The 25,468-nt window shown below is 63.4% G+C and carries 23 protein-coding genes; 12 read left to right on the top strand and 11 right to left on the bottom strand.

Annotated elements, in window-relative coordinates:
* Nucleotides 1-72 precede the first annotated feature (72 nt).
* The 8 genes from AC2YI2_RS33240 to AC2YI2_RS33205 all read left to right on the top strand — a co-directional run bounded on the left by AC2YI2_RS33240 (nucleotide 73) and on the right by AC2YI2_RS33205 (nucleotide 9,557).
* Nucleotides 73-1,644 (top strand): ABC transporter ATP-binding protein, encoded by a 1,572-nt coding sequence (locus tag AC2YI2_RS33240; RefSeq protein WP_487390812.1) that lies wholly within the window; start codon nucleotides 73-75, stop codon nucleotides 1,642-1,644.
* Complete coding sequence (locus AC2YI2_RS33235; protein ID WP_487390811.1) at nucleotides 1,634-2,710, top strand: ABC transporter permease; 1,077 nt, start codon at nucleotides 1,634-1,636, stop codon at nucleotides 2,708-2,710. Before AC2YI2_RS33240 ends, AC2YI2_RS33235 begins: the two co-directional genes overlap by 11 nt.
* Nucleotides 2,710-3,630: an ABC transporter permease gene (locus tag AC2YI2_RS33230; RefSeq protein WP_487390810.1), complete on the top strand. Its 921-nt coding sequence runs from the start codon at nucleotides 2,710-2,712 to the stop codon at nucleotides 3,628-3,630. The genes AC2YI2_RS33235 and AC2YI2_RS33230 overlap by 1 nt, the downstream gene beginning before the upstream one ends.
* Nucleotides 3,631-3,678: 48 nt before the next feature.
* Nucleotides 3,679-4,779 (top strand): BMP family ABC transporter substrate-binding protein, encoded by a 1,101-nt coding sequence (locus AC2YI2_RS33225; protein WP_487390809.1) that lies wholly within the window; start codon nucleotides 3,679-3,681, stop codon nucleotides 4,777-4,779.
* Nucleotides 4,780-5,045: 266 nt separating this feature from the next.
* Entirely contained in the window at nucleotides 5,046-6,239 is a 1,194-nt protein-coding gene (locus AC2YI2_RS33220; RefSeq protein WP_487390808.1) for an amidohydrolase family protein, read from the top strand.
* Nucleotides 6,239-7,816: a gamma-glutamyltransferase family protein gene (locus AC2YI2_RS33215; RefSeq protein WP_487390807.1), complete on the top strand. Its 1,578-nt coding sequence runs from the start codon at nucleotides 6,239-6,241 to the stop codon at nucleotides 7,814-7,816. The genes AC2YI2_RS33220 and AC2YI2_RS33215 overlap by 1 nt, the downstream gene beginning before the upstream one ends.
* A 14-nt stretch (nucleotides 7,817-7,830) precedes the next feature.
* Nucleotides 7,831-9,078 (top strand): amidohydrolase family protein, encoded by a 1,248-nt coding sequence (locus AC2YI2_RS33210; RefSeq protein WP_487390832.1) that lies wholly within the window; start codon nucleotides 7,831-7,833, stop codon nucleotides 9,076-9,078.
* Nucleotides 9,075-9,557, top strand: a complete 483-nt coding sequence (locus tag AC2YI2_RS33205) for a nucleoside deaminase (protein WP_487390806.1) — start codon at nucleotides 9,075-9,077, stop codon at nucleotides 9,555-9,557. The genes AC2YI2_RS33210 and AC2YI2_RS33205 overlap by 4 nt, the downstream gene beginning before the upstream one ends.
* A gap of 663 nt (nucleotides 9,558-10,220) precedes the next feature.
* Here the strand turns inward: AC2YI2_RS33205 and AC2YI2_RS33200 are convergent.
* The 11 genes from AC2YI2_RS33200 to ehuR form a co-directional block, all read right to left on the bottom strand.
* A complete protein-coding gene (locus AC2YI2_RS33200; protein ID WP_487390805.1) occupies nucleotides 10,221-10,478 on the bottom strand; it encodes a hypothetical protein in 258 nt (85 codons plus the stop codon).
* Nucleotides 10,479-10,723: 245 nt separating this feature from the next.
* On the bottom strand, nucleotides 10,724-11,728 hold the full coding sequence (doeB, locus tag AC2YI2_RS33195) for a N(2)-acetyl-L-2,4-diaminobutanoate deacetylase DoeB (protein WP_487390804.1): 1,005 nt from the start codon (nucleotides 11,726-11,728) through the stop codon (nucleotides 10,724-10,726).
* Nucleotides 11,729-11,731: 3 nt separating this feature from the next.
* Nucleotides 11,732-12,913 carry an ectoine hydrolase DoeA gene (doeA, locus tag AC2YI2_RS33190; protein WP_487390803.1) on the bottom strand — a complete coding sequence of 394 codons (1,182 nt, stop codon included), beginning with the start codon at nucleotides 12,911-12,913 and terminating at the stop codon, nucleotides 11,732-11,734.
* 29 nt (nucleotides 12,914-12,942) lie between these two features.
* Complete coding sequence (eutC, locus tag AC2YI2_RS33185; RefSeq protein ID WP_487390802.1) at nucleotides 12,943-13,935, bottom strand: ectoine utilization protein EutC; 993 nt, start codon at nucleotides 13,933-13,935, stop codon at nucleotides 12,943-12,945.
* Nucleotides 13,932-14,924: a hydroxyectoine utilization dehydratase EutB gene (gene eutB, locus AC2YI2_RS33180; RefSeq protein ID WP_487390801.1), complete on the bottom strand. Its 993-nt coding sequence runs from the start codon at nucleotides 14,922-14,924 to the stop codon at nucleotides 13,932-13,934. The genes eutC and eutB overlap by 4 nt, the downstream gene beginning before the upstream one ends.
* 2 nt (nucleotides 14,925-14,926) lie before the next feature.
* Nucleotides 14,927-15,706, bottom strand: coding sequence for an ectoine utilization protein EutA (gene eutA / locus AC2YI2_RS33175; RefSeq protein ID WP_487390800.1), 780 nt, complete (start codon nucleotides 15,704-15,706; stop codon nucleotides 14,927-14,929).
* A complete protein-coding gene (gene ehuD / locus AC2YI2_RS33170) occupies nucleotides 15,703-16,365 on the bottom strand; it encodes an ectoine/hydroxyectoine ABC transporter permease subunit EhuD (RefSeq protein ID WP_487390799.1) in 663 nt (220 codons plus the stop codon). The genes eutA and ehuD overlap by 4 nt, the downstream gene beginning before the upstream one ends.
* Nucleotides 16,365-17,024, bottom strand: a complete 660-nt coding sequence (ehuC, locus tag AC2YI2_RS33165) for an ectoine/hydroxyectoine ABC transporter permease subunit EhuC (RefSeq protein WP_487390798.1) — start codon at nucleotides 17,022-17,024, stop codon at nucleotides 16,365-16,367. The genes ehuD and ehuC overlap by 1 nt, the downstream gene beginning before the upstream one ends.
* Nucleotides 17,025-17,244: 220 nt before the next feature.
* Nucleotides 17,245-18,096: an ectoine/hydroxyectoine ABC transporter substrate-binding protein EhuB gene (gene ehuB, locus AC2YI2_RS33160; RefSeq protein ID WP_487390797.1), complete on the bottom strand. Its 852-nt coding sequence runs from the start codon at nucleotides 18,094-18,096 to the stop codon at nucleotides 17,245-17,247.
* A 58-nt stretch (nucleotides 18,097-18,154) separates the two neighbouring features.
* A complete protein-coding gene (ehuA, locus tag AC2YI2_RS33155; RefSeq protein ID WP_487390796.1) occupies nucleotides 18,155-18,940 on the bottom strand; it encodes an ectoine/hydroxyectoine ABC transporter ATP-binding protein EhuA in 786 nt (261 codons plus the stop codon).
* A gap of 122 nt (nucleotides 18,941-19,062) precedes the next feature.
* A complete protein-coding gene (gene ehuR, locus AC2YI2_RS33150) occupies nucleotides 19,063-20,448 on the bottom strand; it encodes a MocR-like ectoine utilization transcription factor EhuR (RefSeq protein WP_487390795.1) in 1,386 nt (461 codons plus the stop codon).
* A 97-nt stretch (nucleotides 20,449-20,545) separates the two neighbouring features.
* Between ehuR and AC2YI2_RS33145 the strand changes: the two genes are divergently transcribed.
* The 4 genes from AC2YI2_RS33145 to AC2YI2_RS33130 all read left to right on the top strand — a co-directional run bounded on the left by AC2YI2_RS33145 (nucleotide 20,546) and on the right by AC2YI2_RS33130 (nucleotide 25,215).
* Nucleotides 20,546-21,028 (top strand): Lrp/AsnC family transcriptional regulator, encoded by a 483-nt coding sequence (locus AC2YI2_RS33145; RefSeq protein WP_487390794.1) that lies wholly within the window; start codon nucleotides 20,546-20,548, stop codon nucleotides 21,026-21,028.
* A 206-nt stretch (nucleotides 21,029-21,234) separates the two neighbouring features.
* Nucleotides 21,235-22,731, top strand: coding sequence for an NAD-dependent succinate-semialdehyde dehydrogenase (locus tag AC2YI2_RS33140; RefSeq protein ID WP_487390793.1), 1,497 nt, complete (start codon nucleotides 21,235-21,237; stop codon nucleotides 22,729-22,731).
* A 13-nt stretch (nucleotides 22,732-22,744) separates the two neighbouring features.
* Nucleotides 22,745-24,118: an aminotransferase gene (locus AC2YI2_RS33135; RefSeq protein ID WP_487390792.1), complete on the top strand. Its 1,374-nt coding sequence runs from the start codon at nucleotides 22,745-22,747 to the stop codon at nucleotides 24,116-24,118.
* An 11-nt stretch (nucleotides 24,119-24,129) separates the two neighbouring features.
* The gene (locus tag AC2YI2_RS33130) at nucleotides 24,130-25,215 is read left to right on the top strand and encodes an alcohol dehydrogenase family protein (RefSeq protein ID WP_487390791.1); all 1,086 of its coding nucleotides are present in this window, start codon (nucleotides 24,130-24,132) and stop codon (nucleotides 25,213-25,215) included.
* The last annotated feature ends 253 nt before the right edge of the window (nucleotides 25,216-25,468 follow it).

Raw genomic sequence — 25,468 nt, 5'->3', positions numbered from 1 at the left:
GGCGATCGCGATACGTTTTGGCATCAATGTTGCATACTTGATTGGCAGGATCATGTAGCCCAGATTTTGCCCATGTCGCACACGACCCCAACGTATACCGAACATCGGCTGGAACTCCGCGGCATCCGCAAGGCCTATCCGGCTGTGGTTGCCAACGACGATATCGACCTCTGTGTCGATCCGGGTGAGATCCACGCCGTCGTCGGGGAGAACGGTGCCGGCAAGTCGACGCTGATGAAAATCATCTACGGCATGGTGCGGCCGGATTCTGGCGACATGCTGTGGGATGGCCGTGAGATTTCAGTGGCGTCACCCGCCGATGCGCAAAAGCTCGGCATCGGCATGGTGTTCCAGCATTTCGCCCTGTTCGACACGCTGACGGTGGCGGAGAATATCGCTCTGGCGCTGCCCGGCAAGCCTGGCATCGAGGCGCTGTCGAGACAGATCACCGAGGTCGCCGCCCGCTACGGCCTGCCGGTCGAGCCGGGGCGGCATATCTACACGATGTCGGTCGGCGAGCGGCAAAGGGTCGAGATCATTCGCGCGCTATTGCAGGATCCGCGCCTGCTCATCCTCGACGAACCGACCTCCGTGCTGACACCACAGGCGGTCGAGACGCTGTTCGTGACGCTGCGCCAGATCGCTGCCGAGGGCTGCAGCATTCTCTATATCAGCCACAAGCTGGGCGAGATCCGCGATCTCTGCCACAAGGCGACGATCCTGCGCGGCGGCCGTGTAACTGGCGTCTGCGATCCGCGGCAGGAAAGCCAGGCCTCGATGGCGCGGCTGATGATCGGCGCCGATCTTCCTGACTATCGCCACCGCACGGACACGTCCGCCGGATCGACGCGGTTCGCCGTCACCGGCCTGGACCTGCCGACCAGCGATCCGTTCGGGACCGTGCTATCGGGTATCGGATTTTCGGTGCGCGGCGGCGAGATCTTCGGCATCGCCGGCGTCTCCGGAAACGGCCAGCAGGAATTGCTGGCAGTGCTCGCGGGCGAGACCGTGCTCGGCAGGGCCGACACCATCATCATCGATGGCAAGCCGGCGGGACATCTCGATCCGGCCGGACGGCGCCGGCTCGGCCTTTGCTCGGTGCCGGAGGATCGGCTGAAGCAGGGCTCGGTGCCATCGCTGCCGCTCTCTGAAAATGTGCTGCTGACCGCCAATCGCGACGGCGCCGTGCAGGCCGGCCTCATTCGCTTCGACCGCGTCGCCGCCTTCGCCGAGCGCTGCATCCAGGCCTTCGACGTCCGTTGCCCTGGACCGACCGCGCGCGCCGGCAGCCTCTCGGGCGGCAATCTGCAGAAGTTCATCATCGGCCGCGAAACCCTGCAGGAGCCCGGCGTGCTCGTCGTCTCCCAGCCGACCTGGGGTGTCGATGTCGGCGCCGCAATGGTCATCCGCCAGGCTCTGCTCGACCTGCGCGACCGGGGTGCCGCCATCGTCGTCATCTCGGAGGAACTCGACGAGCTCTTTGAAATCGCCGACCGCATCGCCGTGATATCGGGCGGCCGCCTCACCGAGGCCGAACCCGTCGCCCGCGCCAGCCGCGACGCGATCGGCATCGCCATGTCGGGTGAACCGCCGGGTGACGTTTCCGGCCAACGCGCCACGCGGGAGTCCGCCCATGCGCTTTGAGCCGCGCCCCAAGCCATCGACACTGATGGTGCTGATGTCGCCCGTCATCGCCATCGCGCTGACCTCGGTCGTCGCCATGGTGATCTTCGCCTCGGCCGGCCTTAGCCCGTTCGAAGCGCTCGCGACCTTCCTGACCGCCCCGCTCGCCGATCTCTACGGACTCGGCGAACTGCTGATCAAGGCGGCCCCCCTGGTGCTGATCGGCATCGGCCTTGCCATCGGCTTCAAGGCCGGCATCTGGAATGTCGGGGCCGAGGGCCAGCTGACATCGGGCGTGATCTTCGCCGGCTATGTCGCGCTGAAATACGGTCCTGCAGGCGGCATCTGGGTTCTGCCGGCCATGGTTCTGGCCGGCGCGCTCGGCGGCATGGTCTGGGCGGCCATTCCCGCGCTGCTGCGCACCATGTTCAATGCCAGCGAGATCCTCGTCAGCCTGATGCTGAACTATGTCGCGGCCCTCTGGCTCTCCTGGCTGATCTTCGGCCTGTGGCGCGATCCGGCCGGCTTCAACTTCCCACAATCCGAGCCTTTGGCTCCCTCGGCGCTGTTCCCTATCCTGATCGAGAACACCCGCGCCAATATCAGCGTGCTTTTCGCGCTGGTCGCCGTGCTGGTGGGATGGATATTCATGAGCCGCAGCTTCGTCGGTTTCCAGCTCAAGGTGACGGGTCTCTCCGAGGGCGCGGCGCGCTATGCCGGCTTCGGCGTCCGGCGTGCCGTCTGGATCGGAATGCTGGCCAGCGGCGCGGCTGCTGGAATCGCCGGCGTCGGCGAGATCGCCGGTCCGCTGGCCCAGATCTTCCCGACCGCATCGCCCGGCTACGGCTATTCGGCAATCATCGTCGCCTTTCTCGGCCGGCTGCATCCGGTCGGCATCCTGTTTTCCGGCTTGCTGATGGCGCTGCTCTATCTCGCCGGCGACCTGGCGCAGATGTCGCTCGGCATGCCGTCCTCGATCACCGGCCTGCTGCAGAGCACGTTGCTGTTCTTCCTGCTGACATCAGACGTCTTCATCCAGTACCGCATCCGGTTCCGGTCCGCGACACCGCAGGGAGCCTCCGCCTGATGGACCAGCTTCTTCCCATTCTCGTTGCGACATTGGTGGCCGGCACGCCGCTGGTCTATGCCGCGCTCGGCGAACTGGTGGTCGAGCGCGCGGGCGTGCTCAACATGGGTGTCGAGGGCATGATGGTGATCGGCGCCGTCATCGCTTTCATCGTCATGATGGCAACGGGCAGCCTCGTGCTGTCGGTCGTCGCCGCCATGCTGGCCGCTATGCTGCTGGCGCTGATGTTTGCCGTGCTTGCCGTCAGCTTCCGCGCCAACCAGGTGGCGGTCGGGCTGGCGCTCACCATCTTCGGCACCAGCCTCGCCTCCTTCATCGGCAAGGCCTATATCGGCATGGCGATTGTGGTCGAGCCATCGTCGGTGTCGGCACGCGCAGCGAAGATCCCGCTGTTCGGCGCCGTACTCGGCCAGCTACACCCGCTGGTGTGGATGTCCTGGGTGTTCTTCGCCGGCGTCTGGTACTTCATGACCAGGAGCCGGGCCGGCCTCATCCTCCGCGCCGTGGGCGAATCCCCGACCTCGGCCCATGCGCTCGGCTATTCCGTCAACACGATCCGGTATCTCGCGACCGTGTTCGGTGGCGCCGCGGCGGGCATTGCAGGCGCCTATGTGTCGATCATCTACACCTCGCTCTGGACAGAAGGCCTGATCGCCGGCCGCGGCTGGATTGCGGTCGCGCTGGTGGTGTTTGCCACCTGGCGGCCCGGCCGCTGCTTCCTTGGCGCCTATCTGTTTGGCGGCGCCACCATCGCCCAGCTCTTCGCCCAGAGCGCCGGCATTGGTCTGCCGTCCGAGCTGATGTCCGCCCTGCCATACATCGTCACCATTGTCGTCCTGGTGCTGATCTCGCGTAATGCCGCGCTGATGCGCCTCAACGTCCCCGCTTCCCTCGGCAAGCCGTTTGCCGCCGAGGGCTGAATATCAATGCCGCCTGCCAATCAACCTTATCAACAAGAGGGAACCGACATGACAGCATTTTCCAGACGCGACTTCCTCAAGACCAGCGCCGCCGGGGCATTGGCGCTCGGTGCCGGCACAAGGCCGCTTTTCGCCGCCGAGGAACCACTCAAGATCGGCGTCATCCACATGGGCGCGATCTCCGATACCGGCTGGGAGTATTTCCAGGCCAATGCCTGGAAGTCGCTCGAGAAGGAATATGGCGACAAGGTCAAGGTGACCGTGCTCGAGAACATCGCCCAGATCCAGGATTGCGAGCGGTTGTTCCGCCAATTGTCCTCGCAGGGCAATAAGCTGATCTTCGGCACCACCTTCTCGCAATATGCCTCGTTGAAGAAGCTGGCGCCGATGCTGCCGAACTCACATTTCGAATGCTGCGCCGGCATCGAGGCGGGCAACAATCTCGGCGTCTTCGAGGCGCGTCACTACGAAGGCACCTATCTGACCGGCATCGCCGCCGGCCGCATGACCAAGACCAATGTGCTGGGCTGGGTCGGCGCCTTCCCGGTGCCACAGGTCATCTACAGCCTCAATGCCTTCCTACTCGGCGCTCGCTCGGTCAATCCCGATGTCACGCTCAAGGTGGTCTGGGCCAATGCCTGGGTCGACCCCGGCAAGGAGAAGGATGCCGTCGCCGCGCTGATTGCACAAGGCGCCGACGTGCTGTCCGGCAGCCCGAACACGCCGGTCCAGGGACTTGCCGCCGAGGAAAAGGGCGTCTGGTCGATCGGCTCGACCGGCGACTTCTCGGCCTATGTCAAGAAGAAGCAGCTCGTCTCCTTCGAACTCGACTGGAGTTCGGCGCATATCAACGCCGCCAAGGGCGTGATGGCCGGCGACTGGAAGCCCGAGAGCCGGTGGCTCGGCCTCGGACCCGGTGGCTATGTCAAGATGACGACCAGCAGCGCGGACCTGCCGGAACCGGTCGCCGCCGAGTTGAAGGCCGCCGAAGAGGCGATCATATCCGGCAAGCTCAAGCCGTTCACCGGCGAGATCAAGGACCAGGCCGGCACGGTCAAGGTCGCCAAGGGCCAGGAAATGGCCGATGCCGACATCAAGGGCATGACCTGGCTGATCGAGGGTGTCCAGGGGACGCTGCCGCAGAATTGATAGTGGGGGGTAGAATTTAACCCCTCACCAACTTCGGCCAGGGGTTCACTACGTTCACCCGGCCTGCATATCCTCTCCCACAGGGGGAGAGGTAGTGTGCCACAAGCGCGACCCCTGCTTGAGGCGAATCGGTGCCGCAAGTCTACCTCTCCCCTTGTGGGAGAGGATAGCAAGCCCGCATGAGACATCGTCGAATGCATGGGCGCGCTTGGTGAGGGGTGAACCCACGCCAACGAAACAAGAAGACAGATCAAGGGAGACCCCCGGTGACCGACACACTCTTCACCAACGCAATGCTGGCCGATGGCTCGCTCAACGATATCGCCGTCTCCGCCGGCCGCATCACCATGATCACGCCTGCAGGTTCAGGCGCCCCTTCCGCCAGCGTGGTCGACATCGCCGGCGCCCTCCTCGTGCCGAGCTTCGTCGAAGGCCATATCCATCTCGACACCAGCTTCTACGGCGACAAATGGATCCCCCACAAACCCTGCACCAACGGCTTCGACGTCCACGAACGCGTCGCGTTCCAGGCCGAGAACATGGCCACCGCCGCGCCGATGGACCAGCGCGCCCGCAGCCAGCTCGATCTCTGCATCGCCAACGGAACAGTGCAGATGCGCAGCCATGTCATGGTTGACGGCTCGGTCGGGCTGAAGTCGCTCGAAACCATCCTTGGGGTCCGCGAGGACTACAAGGATATCATCGACATCCAGCTCGTCGCCTTCCCGCAGAATGGTATCCTCAAGAGCCCAGGCACGCCTGAGCTGATGGACGAGGCGATCGCCATGGGTGCGGATCTCGTCGGCGGACTTGATCCGCTGTCCTTCGATCGCGACATCAAGGGCCATCTCGACGTGATTTTCGGCATCGCCGAAAAGCGCGGCGTCGATATCGATATCCATCTCCATGATGCCGGCACGCTCGGTGCCATGACGATCGAGGATATCTGTGCCCGCACCACCGCGCTCAGCATGCAGGGCCATGTCGCCGTCAGCCATGCCTATGGAATGGGCGATCTCGGGCCGGATGCCGCGAAGAAGATCGCCGCACTGATCGCGAAGAGCGGCGTCTCGATCATGACCAATGCACCGGGCAACCACAATTTCCCGCCGGTCGCCCTGCTGCGCGCTGCGGGCGTCACCGTCTTTTCGGGCAGCGACAATATCCGGGATTCCTGGTGGCCCTTCGGCGATGGCGACATGCTGCGCCGGGCAGAGATCATCGCCTATCGCTCCGGCTTCTACACTGATCCCGAACTGTGCGCCGCCTTCGACGTGGTCACCGCAGGTGGTGCGAAGGCGCTTTGCCTCGAAGGCTATGGCATAACCGTCGGTGCCAAGGCCGATTTCGTAACGCTTGGCGCCGAGCACGTGCCGGAGGCCGTCGTGACCATCCCCAGACCGCGCCGCGTGTTCAAGGGCGGCAAGCTCGTGGCCGAGAACGGCGCCGTGATCCGCTAATGCCATCCGTGACAAGACAGACCGCTGGGGCCAATGCGACATCGCGCCGCGGCATGGTGACGACGCCGCACTGGCGCGCCAGCGAGGCCGGCGCCAAGGTGCTGCGGGGCGGCGGGACTGCGATCGAGGCGCTGGTCGCGGCAGGTGCGGTGCTGTCGGTCGTCTATCCGCATTTCTGCGGCCTCGGCGGCGATGGCGTCTGGATTGTCTCGGACGAGACGGGAAGCGCCACGACCTTCCTCGGCATCGGCCAGGCGGCGGCCAATGCCACGCCGATGGGCGGTATCCCGTTGCGCGGCGCGGGTTCTACCCTGACGACGGCCTGCCTGGTCGACAGCTGGAACACGGCGCTCGACCATTCCACGACCGCTTGGGGCGGCACGGAGCGACTGGCGGGTCTGCTCGTCGATGCGATCGCGCTGGCCGGTGACGGCTTTGCGATCAGCCCCTCGCAACAATTCTGGTTCGATTTCCGACGCACGGATCTGGACGCCTGGCCGGGCTTTGCCGATCTCTTCCAACGCGAGGGCATCCAGCGCCAGCCGGCGCTCGCCCGGACGCTGGGTGACATCGCCCGGCATGGCGCGCGCGAATTCTACGACGGCGTGCTTGCCGATCGGATCGCGAAAGGGCTGGCGGAGGCCGGATCACCGCTGACCGCAGCCGACCTCGCGGCCACGCACACGCAGATCGCCGAACCCTTACGGATGACCTATCGCGATACGACCCTGCTCGCGCCACTGCCGCCGACCCAGGGCGTCACGACGCTCGGCATCATGGGCGTGCTCGGACACCACCGAATGGCGGACCTGCCGATCGACAGTGCGGGCTACTATCACCACCTCGTGGAAGCCGTGAAACAGGCCTTTGTCGACCGGCATTCCATCGCCGACCCGGCGTTCGGCAACGATGTGTCTCAGCAGCTTCTCGACCCCGCCCGGCTTGCCGCAAAGGTGGACTCCATCGACCCTGAGCGTGCGCTACCATGGTCGCAGCCCTGCAGGCATGGCGACACGGCGCTGCTGGCGGCGGTGGACGATAAGGGTCGCGTCGCGTCGCTGCTGCAAAGCCTCTATTTCGACTGGGGCAGCGGCGTCATCGCCGGTGACACCGGCATCCTTTGGCAGAACCGGGGCGCTGCCTTCAGCACGGACCCTGAAAGTCCCAATCGCTTCCAGCCGGGAAAGCGGCCGTTCTACACGCTCAATCCCGGACTGGCGTTGAGGGGCGGCCGACCGCATCTGGCCTATGGCACGCAGGGCGCCGATGGCCAGCCACAGACGCTTGCGCTACTCCTGAGCCTTCTCATTGACCACGGCCTCGATCCGCTCGCCGCGCTCAAGCGTCCGCGTTTCCTGCTCGGCCGCACCTTTTCCGACGGCCGCGACAGCCTCAAGATCGAGGCCAATGTCGGCGCCGGCACGGTCGCCGGGCTCGCGGCGAGGGGTCATGAAATCTCCGAGATTGACGCTTACAGCCCGCTCGGCGGACAGGCCGGTATGATCCGCATCGGTGGCGACGGATTGATCGAAGGCGCGCATGATCCGCGCAGCGACGGCGGCGCGATCGGCCTATGAGGACTGTCACCGACATGATGTTCGATCTCGTGATCCGCAATGTCAGGGTCGAGGAAAATGGCCCGCCTATCGATGTCGCCGTACAGCATGGCCGGATCGCGACCATGCAGCCGAACCTCCTCTGCACGGCGATCGAGACCTTCGATGGCGAGGGCGCCTATGCCTTTGGCGGCTTCGTCGACACCCACATCCATCTCGACAAGGCCTGCATCCTCGACCGATGCACGATTTGTGAGGGCACGCTAGCGGAGGCCGTGCGGGAGACGGCCAGCGCCAAGGCCGGCTTTGCGGAGGACGAAGTCTATGCCCGGGCGGCGCGCGTGGTCGAAAAGGCGATCTCGCATGGCACGGTCCGCATGCGGACCTTTGTAGAGATCGATCCGCGGGCCGGCTTCCGGTCGTTCGCGGCGATCAAGCGCATCAAGGCCGACTATGCCTTCGCTGTGGATATCGAGATCTGCGCCTTCGCGCAGGACGGGCTGACCAACGAGCCCGCAACGTTAGCAATGCTGGGCGCCGCGCTCTCGGATGGCGCTGACCTGGTCGGCGGATGCCCCTATACGGATCCCGATCCCATCGGCCATGTCGACCTGATTTTCGAGCTCGCCACCAGACACGACGTCGGCGTCGATTTTCACCTCGATTTCGACCTCGACCCCGGCCACACCGATCTTCCCGCCGTCGTCACCGCGACCTTGCGCCATGGCTGGCAAGGACGCGTCGCGGTCGGTCATGTCACGAACCTCTCGGCCATGCCCGAAGCGGAGGTCCTGGCGATCGCAGACCGGCTGGCTGAGGCGGGCATAGCACTTTCGGTGCTGCCCGCCACCGATCTCTTCCTCACTGGCCGCGGCAACGATCGGTTGGTGCCACGCGGCATTGCCCCCGCCCATCTCCTGGCAGCCCGGGGGGTGGTGGCGTCGATCGCCACCAACAATATTCTCAACCCATTCACGCCCTATGGTGATGCTTCGCTGATCCGCATGGCCAATCTCTATGCCAATGTCGCCCAGCTTTCGCGGGATTCCGATATGTCGCTGGTATTCGACATGGTGAGCCGGTCAGCGGCGCAGCAGCTCGGCACTGTCAATCGCCTCGAACCCGGCTCAGACGCGACAGTCGTATTGCTCGACAGCCCGGGTCCCCAATCGGCGGTACGCGAGATTGGCCGCGTCATCGCCGGCTGGAAAAATGGCTATCAGAGCTTCGACAACGGCCGGCCCCGGATTCTTCGGCCCAACTCACAAGGAACACGCCTATGATCACGGATACGGATCTCAAGCACTTGCGCCGCTGTGTCGAACTCGCCGCCGAGGCAGTCGACGCTGGCGACGAACCGTTCGGCTCAATATTGGTGGGCGAGGACGGCACGGTATTGGCGGAGGACCGCAATCGCATCCACACGACGGGGGACGGCACTCGCCATCCGGAATTCACCCTCGCTCGCTGGTCGGCTGAAAACATGCCACCCGATTCCCGCGCCCGCGCGACAGTCTATACGTCCGGCGAGCATTGTCCGATGTGTGCTGCCGCCCATGGATGGGTCGGGCTTGGCCGCATTGTCTATGCCAGTTCTTCCGAACAACTCGGGCAGTGGCTCTTGGAAATGGGAATCCCGGAATCTACGGTTCGAAGGATCGCTATCGAGGAGATTCTCACCACGGCCATCGTCGATGGCCCGGTGCTCGAACTCTCGGCCGAGGTGCGAAAGCTTCATATGCGCCGGCACAGCAAGGCATGAGAGATATATTGTCCTCCTCTGCGCCACAAATGCCCCGACTGTTGGACAAGGTAATGTGCCAACGTGTCGAATAGTCGTCCCGGTTCAATTCGGCTCGGCCACTCCTCCTACAGAAGGTGGCAATCATTCTTATTCTCAGGGCCGCCTTTTGATCGCTCGGCATTGCGCCGATCAGATTGTGAATCCTTGCTTGGCTCCGCTTTGGACGACGCAATAAAGCGATCACATCGTTGATCCGGTTCCCGCGGCAAGGCAAACCGGAGCATCTGGAAGAGGGCGCTGCCGGCTTCCGGGTGTTGATGGAAGACCTGGGAAAGAACCGAGAGCGCCGGCTTGAAACCCGCATCACGCAGTCGGTTAACATCTTCTTAAAGCCCGGGATGCATAATCGAAGTCGAGCATGATTCATCGCCGAACAGCTCGACGCTACCGCCGTCGCCGGCTTCCTCTCGTAGACAATTGATCCCTCGCAGACGCAACATGATATCAAGTGTCAATTCACTGGCGACCCACGCCGTCACAGTTCTCACAGGTCAGAAAAGGGCTACCATTCCGGTCGAGCCCGTTGCTCCCATCAAGGTTGTGAAGAGGCGCACCGGCCATGCGGACGACGTCTTCAAAGCTGGAAATGCTATCGGTTCGATGATCGTGATCGCCTCGAGGCTAGACCAGTCGAGTCGCGCCGTCGACACAGGCTCTGCCGATGGAATCGCTGACCCCGGCACTGACACGACAACGGAGCAAACCGGAATCGGCAATGTCCCCTCCAACGCGGATCGCCGAGAGCGTGGCATGGAAGCGATACGGCAGCACGCCGCCGGTACCGGCCCCCTCGCCGAGTGGGCGAGAGCTTACCTGGACGCCCAGGAGAAGCACCACGATAGCGAGTTTCGGCCCACGCGCACGGACGGTCCCCGACACATCGCCGTCTTGTAAAGAAACATCCCGGTCGCATCGGGCCGGCCATAGCGAACGTTGTCGTCGACCGATCGGTGCAACAGAGCAAAATCGTGTGCGAAGTGGTGGAACGAGCTTGATGCGATCATGGCCGATTATCCCATCATCGATGAAGGATCCGTCCACCAAAGCGGTCAGGAAGGGCTTCAGGTCAGCCCGACATTTCCCGCGTTTCACTTCAAGTCATGACCCTGTCGCTACCGCGCCGGTTAGATGCGCACCGCCAGAACGGAGACACAGTCGCCTGGCTTGACGAGCCCCGGATAGTGGCGGGCGGCGAGTATCCCGTTCATCTTGGCTTTGATCTCCCTAGGCGTGGCACCCGTGCGATCGGTCGGATAGATCAGCGCGATCGTTTCGTCCTTCTGGAATTCGTCTCCGAGATCCTTCACAAATTCGATCAGCCCTCCATCCTCGGCGAAGCAAAAACAGTCGCCATCGGGCATGTCGAGCCGCACCGAGGCCTGTGGCTCGATCTGGCCTTGGAGGATACCGGCCTTGATCAGCACGTTACGAACGCCGCGCTTGGCGATGCCCGCGGTGCGCGCCGTGGCAGAGCCGCCGCCGCCGAGTTCTGTCGTGACGAAGACCTTGCCCATCTCCTCTGCCGCCGTGTCGTACATGCCGACTGCATCAATCTCCAGCATCGCCATGGAATAGGGAGCGCCGAAGGCTTCCACGAATTCGAAACTCCTTCGCTCCTGCTTCTTGTCCGGCAGCCGATGCGCCGCGCAGTAGGGCAGGAAATCCAGCGTCTTGCCACCAGAATGGAAGTCGAGAACGATGTTTGCCATTGGCAACAGATGGCGCTGGAAATAGTCGGCGATCTTCTGGGTCACCGTTCCGTCGGGCGCGCCGGGGAAGGAGCGATTCATGTTGCCCTTGTCAACAGGCGAGGTGCGGGTGCCAGCGAGGAATGCCGGGTAGTTCATCGCCGGCACGATGATGACCGTGCCGGTCACGTCCTCGCCTTTCAACGAACGCGCGAGGTCGAACAGCGCAATTGGTCCTTCATATTCGTCGCCGTGGTTGCCGCCCGTGAGAAGGGCGGTCGGTCCCTCCCCGTTGCGGACCACCGTGATCGGGATCATCACCGAGCCCCAGGCGGAATCGTCGCGGCTATAGGGCAGCTTGAGGAACCCGTGGTTCACGCCCTGCGCCATCAGGTCGATGGTCGGAGCAATCGGCGACGGCCGCAGTACAGACGCAGCCATGGCTCAATCCCTGACAAGCAGCTTGCGCGGCACGTTGGCCAGGCATTCGACGCCAGTTTCGGTGATCAGGATGCTTTCGGTGATCTCGAGGCCCATGGTCTCCAACCAGAGGCCGGTCATGAAATGGAAGGTCATGCCGGGCTTGAGCTCGCTCTTGTCGCCCGGGCGCAGGCTCATCGTGCGCTCGCCCCAATCCGGCGGATAGGAAACGCCGATGCCGTAACCTGTGCGGTTGTCTTTCACGATGCCGTATTTCTTGAGAACTGCGAAGAAGGCATTGGCGATGTCCTCGCAGCTATTGCCGGGCTTGGCGGCGGCGAGACCGGCATCCATACCCTCCAACGTCGCCTTCTCGGCATCGAGGAATTCCTGGGTTGGCTTCCCCAAGAAGATCGTGCGCGACAGCGGCACGTGGTAGCGATGGTAACAGCCCGCGATTTCGAAGAAGGTGCCTTGGCCTGATTTCATCGGCTTGTCGTCCCAGGTGAGATGCGGCGCCGACGCGTCGCGGCCCGACGGAAGCAGCGGCACGATCGCCGGATAGTCGCCGCCGATGCCGTCGACGCCGCGCGTGCCCGCATCGTAAATCTCGGCCACGAGATCGCATTTGCGCATGCCCACTTCGATCTTGTCGGCGATGCGCTGATGCATGGCCTCGACAATGCGCGCGGCATTGCGCATGTATTGGATCTCGGTCGGGCTTTTGACCGCGCGCTGCCAGTTCACCAGCGCGGTGCAATCGACGAATGTCGCATTCGGCAGATGCCTGACCAGCGAGGCGAAGGCGGCCGCCGAGAACCAGTAATTGTCCATCTCCACGCCGATGCGTAGCGTGTCGAAGCCGCGCTCGGCGAGCTTGGCGGCGAGATAGTCCATCGGATGCCGGTCGGTCGACTGCACATAGTGGTCGGCATAGGGGATGATGTTTTCTTGGCTGAGATAGGCGGTAAGCTTGGCGCCGTTGGCGTCCTGGCCACGGCCGTACCAGATCGGCTCGCCATGCGGCGGCACGATCACCGCCTGATGGACATAGAAGGACCAGCCGTCATAACCGGTCAGCCAGTTCATGTTGGAGGGATCGCTGACGATGAGAAGATCGACGCCCTTGGCTTCCATGGCGGTCCGCGTCTTTTCAAGGCGCTGCGCATATTCCTCGCGGGTGAATTTGAGTTCGACGTCGGGCATTGTCTTCCTTCCCGTGCGGTTTGCCGCACTCACATTTCAAATGTCGTACCGGCGCCCGAAGCCCGGGCGCGGGCATAGGCAAGCGTCGCGATTGCCGTGTCCTGGATGCCGGTGCCGGTGAGGTCGGCATAGGTGATTTCGCCGTCCGACGAGCGGCCTGGCGCGAGCCCTGCCACCACTTGGCCGAGTTCGGGGAATTCCTGATCGGCCGCGACGAGGCCGGCGGCGATGGCGTGATGCAGTTCGCCGAGCTTGCGGGTCTGAGACAGGCGGTCGGCGACATACATGTCGGCGCGGATGACGAGGCGCGGATCGACCTCGTTCTTGTGCTCGGCATCCGAGCCCATGGCGGTGAGATGCTGGCCGGGCGTAAGCCACTCGGCCTTCACCAGCGGCGTGTTCGACGGCGTGGTGGTGACGATGATGTCGGCGCCAGAGATCGCCCGTTCCGGATCGCATTCGGCGGTGACTTTGATGCCGAGCCGACTGGCCAACGCCTTCGCCGACGCCTCGGCCTTGGCAAGATCACGTGCCCAGATGCGCGCTTCACGGATTGGTCGCACCAGCGTCAGCGCTTCGAGTTGCATGGTGGCCTGCATGCCGGCGCCGAAGATCGCCGCGACGGAGGCATCCACGCGCGAAAGATGCTCGGCGGCGACCGCGCCAGCGGCGGCGGTGCGGACATCGGTCAGGTAGCCGTTGTCGAGCAGCAGCGCCTGGGCAAGCCCGGTCTTGGCCGACAGCAGCACCATCATGCCATTGGTCGAGGCGAGGCCGAGCTTGGGATTGTCGAAGAAGCCGGGGCTTATCTTGATCGCGAAACCATCAAGGCCGGGCACGTAGGCCGTCTTCACATCGACCTCGCCGCGTGCCTCGACGATGTCGAGCCGAAGGATCGGCGGCATGACGACGGGCTTGGTGGCTAGCGCGCGAAAAGCTTCCTCGATGCAGGTCACCACATCGGCATCGAGCCGGATGATGCCTTTCAATTCCTTCTCGGTCAGGATCGATATGCTGCTCATGGCGCGTCCTCCAGTTCACCGCCATTGATGATGTAACGGTGGCGCCGCATATCGATATTGCGGCCGGAGAGCAGCACGGCGGTCGGCCCTTTCGGTTTGACCTTGCCGGCGAGCAGGGCAGCGATGCCGATGGCGCCGGCACCTTCGAGCACTTCCCGCTCCTGGCTGTAGGCGTGGCGGATACCCTCGGCGATTTCCGGTTCCGTCACCAGCACGATGTCGTCGAGCAGGGTCGAGCACATGGCGAAGGTCAGCCGGTTGTCGAGGCCGATGCCGCCGCCGAGTGAGTCCGCAAGGCTGGGATATTCCTCGACCGAAACAGGGCGGCCGGCATCGATGCTGACCTTCATCGCAGCGCCGCGATCCATTGTGATGCCGATGACCGTCGTGCCGGGTCTCAGCGCCTTCACGGCAGCCGCGATGCCCGAGGCGAGTCCGCCGCCCGAGACCTGCACCAGGATCATTTCGACATCCGGAAGATCCTCGACTATTTCGAGACCGATCGTGCCCTGGCCGGCGATAACATCAACATCATCGAAGGGCGGCACCATGATCATGCCTTCCTCGGCGACCAGACGGTCGACTTCCTCCTGCGCCTCGTCCTGCGACCGGCCCACGATCTTCACCGTCGCGCCGAGCCGCTTGACCTCGGCGATCTTGTTCTCAGGCACCAGGCCCGACATGCAGATCGTCGCCTTGGATCCCACCGATCGCGCTGCATAGGCCAGTGCCCGTCCGTGATTGCCCGTCGAGGCAGCCACAACGCCATGCTCCCGTTGGTCCGCGGAAAGCGAGAGCATGGCGTTGGTGGCACCCCTGAGCTTGAAGGCCCCGGTCCGCTGGTGGCTTTCGAGCTTGAGATTTACCGGCACGCCCATCCGTTTTGTCAGGCTCGCCGATAGCGCCATCGGCGTTCTCAGCACATGGCCGCGGATGCGTTCAGCGGCGGCGCGGATATCGTCGAGGCCGATATGTTTCGCGGCATGCATGATCAGGCTCCCGGCAGTGACAGGGTCATCAGCCGACCAAGTTCCGGCCGCGATGCCTCGTCGCCGCAGATCCTGAGGCACTGCCAGGCCGTCGCGAGATTGCTGGTCACGACGGGCTTGCCAATGGCCTGCTCGATCTCTGCGGCGACGCCGGCGGCACGCAGCGCGGTGCAGGAGACGAAGAGTGCATCCGAGGCCGGGTCGAGTGCCTCCTCGGCGAATGCGACGATCTCGGACGGTGAAACGCGGGCCATCTCGCGGTCGTCGGTCATGTCGAGGCAGGTGAAGCGGTCGATGTCGAAACCTAAGCCGGCGAAATAATCGGCCATCGGCCGGCTGGTCTCTCGCGTGTAAGGTGTCAGGATGCTGATGCGCTTGGCGCCGAAAGCCCTAAGGCCGAGCACCGCGGCCGCGGTCGGCGTAACCACCTGCGCGCCGGGCTTGGCTTTGCGGATTGCCGCGGCGATCTCGTTGTCGCCGATGACGACGGAGGCCGAGGTGCAGGAATACATGATGGCATCGAGCGGTTCGCCAGGCAGGATGAGGCCGGCGCCCGCGGACAGCGACGGCTGCATGGCGCGCAGGTTTTCCGGCGTCGTCGGATTGGCGAAGTGGATGCGGCTGACATAGATGCCGATTTCCTCGCTCGCGACCATGCGGGCGAAGTCCGGCTCCGTCGTGTGGTCTGTAGCAAGGATTACGAGGCCGATGCGCTTGGCGAGCGGCCGGCTGTCGAGCCGTGGCGGGCGCGAAGCCACGCCGATTTCGATGTCACGGATCATCTGTAGTCCCTCCGGGCAAAGCGTTCCTCGAGCCAGCGCAGGACGATGACCGAGATCAGGCTCATGATGAGGAAGAAGACGCCGACCATGGTGATCGGCTCGATATAGCGGTAGCTCGAATTCGCCACGCTTTTCGCCTGGTTCATCAGTTCGAGCACGGTGATCGCCGAGAGCAGCGGCGTCTCCTTGAACATGGCGACGAGATAGTTGGCGAGCGCCGGGATCATTGGCGGGATCGCCTGCGGCAGGATCACGTGGACCCAGGTCTGGCGCTCGGTGAGGTTCGCAGCCTTCGCCGCCTCCCACTGGCCGCGCGGCACATTCTCGATGCCGGAGCGATAGACTTCGGCGGTATAGGTGCCGTAGTGCAGGCCGAGGCCGATCACACCCGCCACCAGTGCCGGCAGGCGGATGCCGATATCGGGCAGGACATAGAAGATGAAATAGAGCTGCACGAGCAGCGGCGTGCCGCGGATGAACTCGACCATGAAGCCCGTTGTCTTCGACACCACGGCGACCGGCGAGCGGCGCAGCACGGCAAAGACCATGCCGACGATGGCGGCAACGATGGCGCCGAGCACGCTGGCGATCAGCGTGATCTTCAAGCCCTGAAGCAGGGTCGGCATGATCTGCCAGACGAAGTTCCAATCCCACTCCATCAGACCCTCACGCCATCGAGGTTGCGGGTGACGCGGCGTTCGAGCCGGCGCATGAGGAAGGAGATGACCCAGGACATCAGGAAATAGAGGATCAGGATCGTGCCGAAGGGGACCAGCGTGTTGCCGGTCTGGGCGCGTACGACCTGCGCCTGGAATGTCATGTCGGTCAGTGAGATCAACGAGACGACGGCCGTACCCTTGAGCAGTTCGATCGCATTGTTGCCAAAGGTCGGCAGCATCAGCGGCAGCGCCTGCGGCAGGATGATGTAGCGCATGCGCTGGTAGCGCGAAAAATTGAGCGCGATGGAAGCTTCGAGCTGTTCACGCGGCACCGACTTCACCGCGCCGCGCACCACCTCGGCACCATAGGCCCCGACATTGAGGCCGAGCGCCAGCACGCCGGCCTGCAACGGCGAGAGGCTGACACCGGCAAAGGGCAGCACGAAATAGACCCAGAACAGCTGGACGAAGATCGAGGTGCCGCGAAAGAATTCGATATAGGTGGTAGCCAGTGCCCGGACAGCGAAGAAGCGCGACAGCCGCGCAAGGCCGGCAGTGAAGGCGACGACAAGGGCCAGCGCGGAGCCGAGCACGGTTAGCTCCAGCGTCACCAATGCGCCTTGCAATATGAGGCCTATATAGCCGGACCAGTCGATCATCGGTTCCGCGTTCCGTTTGCCTGTCGCAGGCAGGACGATTCAGATGGAGTGCAGCGCGAGCCGCGTCCTCCCGCTTCTCCCCTTGGGGAGAAGATGCCCGAAGGGCAGATGAGGGGTTCTAAGCCTTGCCCTTCGCTTCATGGGAACCCCTCATCCGGCCCTTCGGGCCACCTTCTCCCCAAGGGGAGAAGCGGGAACGAACCGGATGAGGGCCTTCACTTTACTTCGCCGCGCAGAGCTTTTCGCGCGAGGTCGACATCGCCGCCTGGGCGGAGAAGCCGTAGGGCTCGATGATTTTGGCGAATTCGCCGGATTCCTTCAGCTTCTTGAGCTCGACATCGAAGGCATCGCGCAGCGCCACGTCGTCCTTGTGGAAGGCCGCGCCGTCGCAATAGACTGGCGTATTGATGACCGGGGCGATCACTTCAAGGTTCGGGTCATTGGCCTTCTTGACGAGGTCGTTGATCGACAGAACCGGCAGCGAATAGGCGTCGATGCGGCCATCCTGCAGCATCTTGAGGCCACTCTGGCCGTCGGGAACGACGATCACTCGGTCACGCGGCACGCCAGCGTCGAGCGCGAGCTTTTCCTCGGTGCCGCCGCCCGGTGCGCCAAGCTTGGCGTCGGGGTTGGCGGCGATATCGGCATAGCTCTTGAAGCCCATCGGGTTGCCCTTCTTCACCAGCATCGCCTCGGCATCGCAGAGGATCGGCTCGGAATAGGCGACGGCGGCGCAACGCTCCGGCTTCATGAAGAGGCCGGCGGTGATGACGTCATGCCGACGCGCCTGCAGGCCAGGGATCATCGCGCCATATTCGGAGATCGAGGCGACGATCTCAGGCACGCCCAAGCGCTTGAAGATCTCGCGCGCCACGTCAGGCGCCGCGCCAGAGACTTTTCCGTCGGCGGCCACGGCCGTGAACGGTGGCTCATTGGCGATGGCGACGCGGGCAAACCCCTGGTCCTTGAGTTCCTGCAGTTTGTTGTCATCCGCCGAAACCGGCGCTGCCGCAAGCAGGGTGGCAAGGGCGGAAGCCCCGGCCATCAGCTTGATCATGGTCGAAAATTTCATGTCTGTCTCCTCTGACGGTCTTGTTGGTGTTTGTTGGAGCAAGCCCTCGCGCGAACGCTCAGACGCGGTGCCCTGCCGCTATGATCTTGCGCAGGAAGGTTTGCGTGCGTTCCTGCTTGGGATTTCGGAAAATCTCGTCGGGCTTGCCTTCCTCGACGATACGGCCGCGGTCGAAGAACAGGATTCGGTCGGCAAAATCGTGGGCGAAGCCCATTTCGTGGGTCACGAGAAGCATGGTCATGTCGGTCTCGGCGGCGAGCTTTTTCATGACATTGAGCACTTCCTCGACCAGTTCCGGGTCGAGCGCCGAGGTAACCTCGTCGAACAGCATGATGCGCGGCGAAAGCGCCAGGGCGCGGGCAATCGCAGCGCGCTGCTTCTGGCCGCCGGAGAGTTGCGCCGGGACGTGCTTTGCCTTGTCGGCCATGCCGACCATGTCGAGCAGTTCCATCGCCCGCTTCTCGGCCGCCGGTCGCGCGACACTCTTGGTCAGGATCGGCGCGAGCGTGACATTGTCGAGCACGGTCTTGTGCGGAAAGAGATTGAAGTGCTGGAAGACCATGCCGATCTTGGTCCGCATCTTCTGGAGATGCCGCTCGTCGGCCGCGACGAGCGTGCCACCCTTCGGCATGTGATAAAGCTGCTCGCCGTCGACCTGGATATGGCCGCCGGAAATGCTCTCGAGCGTCATGAGGATGCGCAGGATCGTCGTCTTGCCGGAGCCGGAGGGGCCGATAAGCGCGAGCTTCTCCCCCGGCATCACGTCCATCGACAGGCCGTCGAGCACGGTCAGCGGACCGTAGCGCTTGACGATATTGTCGATGCGGATGATGGGTTCGGGCATTCATGTCTCTCCCTGTTGAGACAAGCAGTGCCCTAACGATTATCCCGATCCGAAATCATGTCAATTGTCAAAATAATATCATGACAATTTTTCCGGATATGCCCAAAACTGGCTCATTTGCCCTATATTGCGAGCAGCAATGCCTCGGGATCCGCAATGCTCAACGACGCTACAATCCCAAGCCCGGTCTTCAGTTCCACCTCGGTTGTCGATCCCAATGAGATGCGCACGGCCGGATGCCAGGCCTCGCCGCTGGTGCGGAAGGAACTGCCCGGCGCAATGGCAACGCCGCGAAGGCGGGCTTGGGAGACGAATCCCTCCTCAGTGTGCTGGCCCTTCAGCGGCATCCATACATGCAGGCTCTGCGGATGGTCGCGATAGTCGAGCCCGGCCAGCGTCTCGGCGGCAATCGCGTGGCGGACCGCGAGTGCGCGGCGCTGCCAGCCGACCAGTTCCATCGCCGTGCCGTCGCCCACCCATTTTGTGGCGATCTCGGCGATCGACGGCGTCGCCATCCAACTGGAGACGAGATGCCGGTTGGCAACGGCGGCGACATAGCGATCGGGCGCCGCGAGATAGCCGATGCGCAGGCCGGGCACGGTGATCTTGGTGAAGCTGGTGATGTAGAGCGTCCGCTCCGGCGCAAGCGCTGCAATCGGCGGCGGGCGATTTTCCACCAGGGGACCGAGAATGTCATTCTCGATGATCGCCAGATCATGCTTGCGCGCCACCGCGGCAAGCGCCTCGCGCCGCTCGGCACCCATCATCGCCGCCATCGGATTGATCACCGTCGGCTGCAAAAACACCGCGCGGGCATTGCCCTTGCGGCAGGCCGCCTCAAGCGCTTCTGGCATCATGCCCTGTTCGTCGACGGCGACGCCTTCGAGATGGAGACCGAGATAGGTCGAGAGCGGCACCAGCGTGTGATGACTGATTGCCTCGACAACAACAGTCGAGCCCGGCGGAGCAACACTCATCAGCGCCGTTGTCATGCCCGAGGTCGCGCCGTTGGTGACGCTGATATTGAGCGGTGAGACCTCGACGCCGCAACGTGCCAGCCATTCTGCCGCGGCCACACGATGCCTGGGAAACACGACATTCGGACGGAAGGAGAGCGCCGAACTGGCCGGCAGGTTCTCGGCCAGCCAGCCGAAGGCTTCCCGCATTTTCTCAAGATGGTACTGGTCGCAGGCCGGCTTGAGAATCGAGAGATCGATCAATTCGCCCAACCGCTCCGGCAGATAGGGCGGCTCGGGCTCCTTGCGCAAGGTTTGCACGAAGGTGCCGCGGCCGATCTCGCCGGATATGAGCCCGCGGCGGATCAGGTCGTCATAGGCGCGGCTCACCGTCTGAACCGAGAGCTGGAGACTATCCGCCATCGTCCGGTGCGGAGGAAGACGGTGGCCGCTGGCGAGCGTACCATCCTGGATGGCGCGGGCGATCTGCTCGGCAAGCGAGAGATAGGCCGGCCGGCGGAGAAGGGAAGGATCGGGCTGCCAATTTGTCATGATTATAGAGCTATCAAAATCAGTTCAATTGACAACAGAAATTTACTCTTCCAATGTTCCATTGTGGAATTTGTCATGAATCCGGACTGCCGAAGCCATGAAACTCGATGCCGTCGACCTGCGTATCCTGGACGCCATTCAGCGCGACGGCCGGATCACCAAGCTCGCGCTCGCCGAGAAGGTCGGCCTGTCGCCGACGCCGTGCTGGATGCGGCTGCAGAAGCTCGAAAAAGCCGGTATCGTCAGCGGCTATCACGCCCATCTCAACCTCCGGAAGATCGCGCCTGTTGCCACCGTGCTGATGGAAGTGACGCTGGCCAATCACCGCCAGGCGGATTTCGACCGCTTCGAGCGGGCGATCACGGCACTGGACGAAGTCGTCGCCTGCTGGTCGGTCGGCGGCGGCGTCGATTATGTGCTCAAGGTCGTGGCGACTGACATCGATACCTACCAACGCTTCGTCGACGGGCTGCTGGATCGTGAGATCGGGATCGAGCGGTATTTTACTTACATCGTGACGAAGACGGTGAAGGAGGAGGTCGCGCAGCCGCTGGCGGGGTTGTTGCCGGATCCGGCATGAGGCGTTGCGGCCCTGCTTCTCCCCAAGGGGTGAAGCGGGCGCAAGCTCATGCGGGTGCACCAATCTCTCTGTTGCATGACCGGAGAAACTCTCTGGGAACTGCCGCAGATATAGAGAGACTCTCTACCCACACGCACCAGAACAGACACTTTCTCCGACCAGCACGTCTAGACTCCGCGGTATCGAACCAGACCGAGGAGACCGGAATGACCGCCATTTTCGCGCGCGCCGATTTTCACGAAGGCCTTGCGGGCCTCAAAGACCGTCATCTGCTGCGCAATCTCGCCTATATTGAGGGCCGCTGGGTCGCCGGCAATGCCGGCAAGGGGTTTGACGTCACTGATCCCTCGACGGCCAAATCGCTCGCCTGGGTCGCGGCCATCGACACGGACCAGGTCAGCGCTGCGATCGATGCCGCCAGCCGCGCCTTCCCGAAATGGCAAGGGCTGCTGCCGCAGGAGCGGGCCAAAATCCTGCGCAAATGGTGCGATCTGATGCTCGCCCATCGCGAGGATCTGGCGCTGATCATGACGCTGGAACAGGGCAAGCCGCTCGCGGAGTCGCGCGGTGAGATCGACTACGCCGCCGACTTCGTCGAATGGTATGCCGAAGAGGGCAAGCGGCTGAATGCGGAGAGCGTGACCAGCCATCTGCCCGGTGCCGAGATGATGGTTCGCCGCCAGGCGATCGGGGTTGCCGGCCTCGTCACGCCCTGGAATTTTCCTGCTGCCATGCTGACCCGCAAGGCTGCGGCGGCGCTTGCTGCCGGTTGCACGGTCGTGGCTCATCCTTCGTCGGAAACCCCGCTCTCGGCTCTGGCGCTCGCTGAACTCTCCGAGCGCGCCGGCATGCCGGCCGGTGTGTTCAACGTGTTGACGGGCGACGCTGCCGCGGTCGTCGGGCAGATGTGCCGCAATACACGCGTCCGAGCCATGAGCTTCACTGGCTCGACCGAGGTTGGTCGGTTGATCGCCCAGCAGAGTGCGCCGACGATGAAGCGGCTCGTCATGGAGCTCGGTGGGCACGCGCCGCTTATCATCTTCGAGGACGCCGATATCGACCGCGCGGTGGATATCGCCGTCGATGCCAAATTCGCGACTTCGGGCCAAGATTGTCTGGCCGCCAACCGTATCTATGTTCAGCGCTCCATCCTCGACGCCTTCTCGGCCAAGTTTGCCGACCGCATCCGGGCACTGAAGGTCGGCACCGGGCTTGAGCCCGGCGTCGATATCGGCCCGCTGATGCATGACCGCGCCGTCGCCAAGGTCGTAGAACAGGTGAAAGACGCCATCGCCCGTGGCGCGACATGCGTGACGGGCGGAAAGCGCCACAAGGCCGGACCGCTGTTCTTCGAGCCGACGCTGCTGACCCATGTGCCCGATGACGCGCTGATCATGCGCGAAGAGACTTTCGGTCCGGTCGCTGCCGTCAGCGCCTTTGACACCGAAGACGAGGTCGTCGCCCGCGCCAATGACACCGAATACGGCCTCGTTGCCTATGTCGTGACTGAAAACGGCGCCCGCCAGATGCGGCTTGGCCGCGCGCTCGACTATGGCATGGTCGCCATCAACCGGGTGAAGATCACAGGCGGGCCGGTACCGTTCGGCGGCTGGAAGCAATCCGGCCTCGGCCGCGAGGGCTCGCGCCACGGCATGGAGGCCTTCACCGAACTCAAATACATCTGCGTCGACACAGCTGCCTAGAAGGAATTCCCCCATGCTCGACCACAACAACGAACTGACCGCCTGGGACCGCGATCACTTCTTCCATCCCTCGACCCATATGGGCATGCATGCCCGCGGCGAGACCCCGACCCGGGTCATGGCGGGCGGCGAGGGCGTCTACATCACCGATGTGAACGGCAAGAAGAGCCTTGATGCCTTCGCCGGCCTCTATTGCGTCAATGTCGGCTATGGCCGGCAGAAGATCGCGGATGCAATCGCCGAGCAGGCTAGGAATCTCGCCTATTACCACGCCTATGTCGGCCACGGCACCGAGGCGTCGATCACGCTTTCCAAAATGATCATCGACCGTGCGCCCGAGCATATGAGCCGCGTCTATTTCGGCCTGTCGGGTTCGGATGCCAACGAGACCAACATCAAGCTGATCTGGTACTACAACAACGTTCTCGGCCGGCCGGAGAAGAAGAAGATCATCTCGCGCTGGCGCGGCTATCACGGTTCGGGCGTGATGACCGGTTCGCTGACCGGCCTGCATCTCTTCCACAATGCCTTCGACCTGCCGCGCGCGCCAATCCTGCACACGGAAGCGCCCTATTATTTCCGCCGAGACGATCGCTCGATGAATGAGGAACAGTTCGCCGACCATTGTGCCCAGAAGCTCGAGGAAATGATACTGGCCGAGGGCCCGGACACGGTCGCCGCTTTCATCGGCGAGCCGATCCTTGGCACCGGCGGCATCGTGACGCCGCCGAAGACCTATTGGCAGAAGATCGGCGCGGTGCTGGAGAAATACGATATCCTGCTCGTCGCCGACGAGGTCGTGACCGGCTTCGGCCGTTTGGGCACGATGTTCGGCTCGGATCACTACGGCATGAAGCCCGACCTGATCACCATCGCCAAGGGTCTGACCTCGGCCTATGCGCCGCTTTCGGGCACCATCGTTTCCGACAAGATGTGGCAGGTGCTGGTCAAGGGGTCCGATGAACTCGGCGCCATCGGCCATGGCTGGACCTATTCGTCGCATCCGATCTGTGCCGCCGCCGGCGTCGCCAATCTCGAGCTGATCGACGAACTCGGCCTGGTCGAGAATGCCCGCACCACCGGCGCCTATTTCCGTCAGCAGCTGACGGATGCGCTGGCAGGCCACAAACATGTCGGCGAAGTGCGCGGCGATGGCTTGATGGCCGCCGTGGAATTCGTCGAGGACAAGGACGACCGGAAGTTTTTCGACGTCTCACGCAAGATCGGTCCGCAGGTCTCCGCGGCACTGCTCGAACGCGGTGTCATCGGTCGCGCCATGCCGCAAGGCGACATCCTCGGCTTCGCGCCGCCGCTCTGCCTCACCAGGGACGAAGCCGATGTCGTGGTGAAGGCCGCGGTCGGCGCAGTCGACGCGGTTCTCGACTAAGGGTGGCAGGTATGAACACGATCCCAAAAACCATGGCCGCCGTGCAACTCGTCGGCCACGGCGGGTTGGATAAGCTCGTCTTCAATACCGAGACGCCAGTACCTTCCCCGGTGGCCGGCGAAGTGCTGATCAGGGTCACAGCCTGCGGAATGAACAACACCGACGTCTGGGTCCGCCAGGGCGCCTACGGCACAGAGGATGACCCCTCCGCCGTCTCGACCTGGCGGCGCCAGGGCAACACGCTGACCTTTCCGCGCATCCAGGGCACCGACACCGTCGGCCATGTGGTCGCCGTCGGCGCGGGCGTCGATGCCAGCCGCATCGGCGAGCGCGTGATGGTCGATTTCTCGATCTACAACCGCGAAGACGATAGTCTCGCCGACATTGATTACATGGGCCACGGCCGCGACGGCGGCTATGCCGAATATATGGCACTGCCCGCCGCGAATGCGCATGTCGTGACGACCGATCTCTCAGATATCGAGCTCGCGACCTTCTGCTGTGCCTACCTCACCGGCGAACGCATGCTGGAAAATGCCCGGCTTGCGGCTGGCGAGCGCGTGCTGGTCACCGGCGCATCGGGCGGAGTAGGCTCGGCGATCATCCAGCTCGCCCGCGCACGCGGCGCCATACCCTATGCGGTCGCCGGCGCAGGCAAGGAACAGGCGGTACTCGAGATCGGCGCCGAGGCGGTTGTCACGCGCGGTGACGGCGATCTACCCCTCGCTGTGGAACGCGCGACGGGTGGCGCGCCTATCGATGTCGTGGCCGATCTGGTCGCGGGGCCCATGTTCAACGACCTTCTGAAGATCCTGCGTCCGGAGGGACGTTACACCACCGCCGGCGCGATCGGCGGACCGGTGGTCCAGCTCGCCCTCCGCACCCTCTATCTCAAGCAGCTCGAGCTGCATGGATCGAGCCAGGGCACCCGCGGCGATTTCCGCCGGCTCGTTCGCTACATCGAGGACGGGAAGATCCGCCCGCTTGTCGGCGGTGTTTATCCGCTCTCGGAATTTCATCGGGCGCAGACGGATTTCATGGCGAAGAATTTTGTCGGCAAGCTGGTGGTGGTGCCCGATGGCTCGTTTGAGGATTGAGCCCCCCCGACATTCAACTGACGCGAAATCGCACAAGCATCGTTCGAAACTGCAGATGGGAATTCTCTGCACGATTGTTGAGACGCTGTTTGATCAGCGTCCTTTATCCGCCTTCAGCGCTGATGCGATCGCCCATCACATGGGCGCAGTCAGATTGCGAGCTCCGCTGACGGCACCAAAAACGCACCCCGTGACGTTGCCCTAGGCTCAGGCCCTATTGATTAACGCGCTTTTCATTTTCGCGTGTTTTTGG

This window comes from Rhizobium sp. SRI_017, from assembly GCF_057586295.1.
Note: the sequence above shows the minus strand (reverse complement) of the source record. Positions and strands in the feature narration are given on the sequence as shown.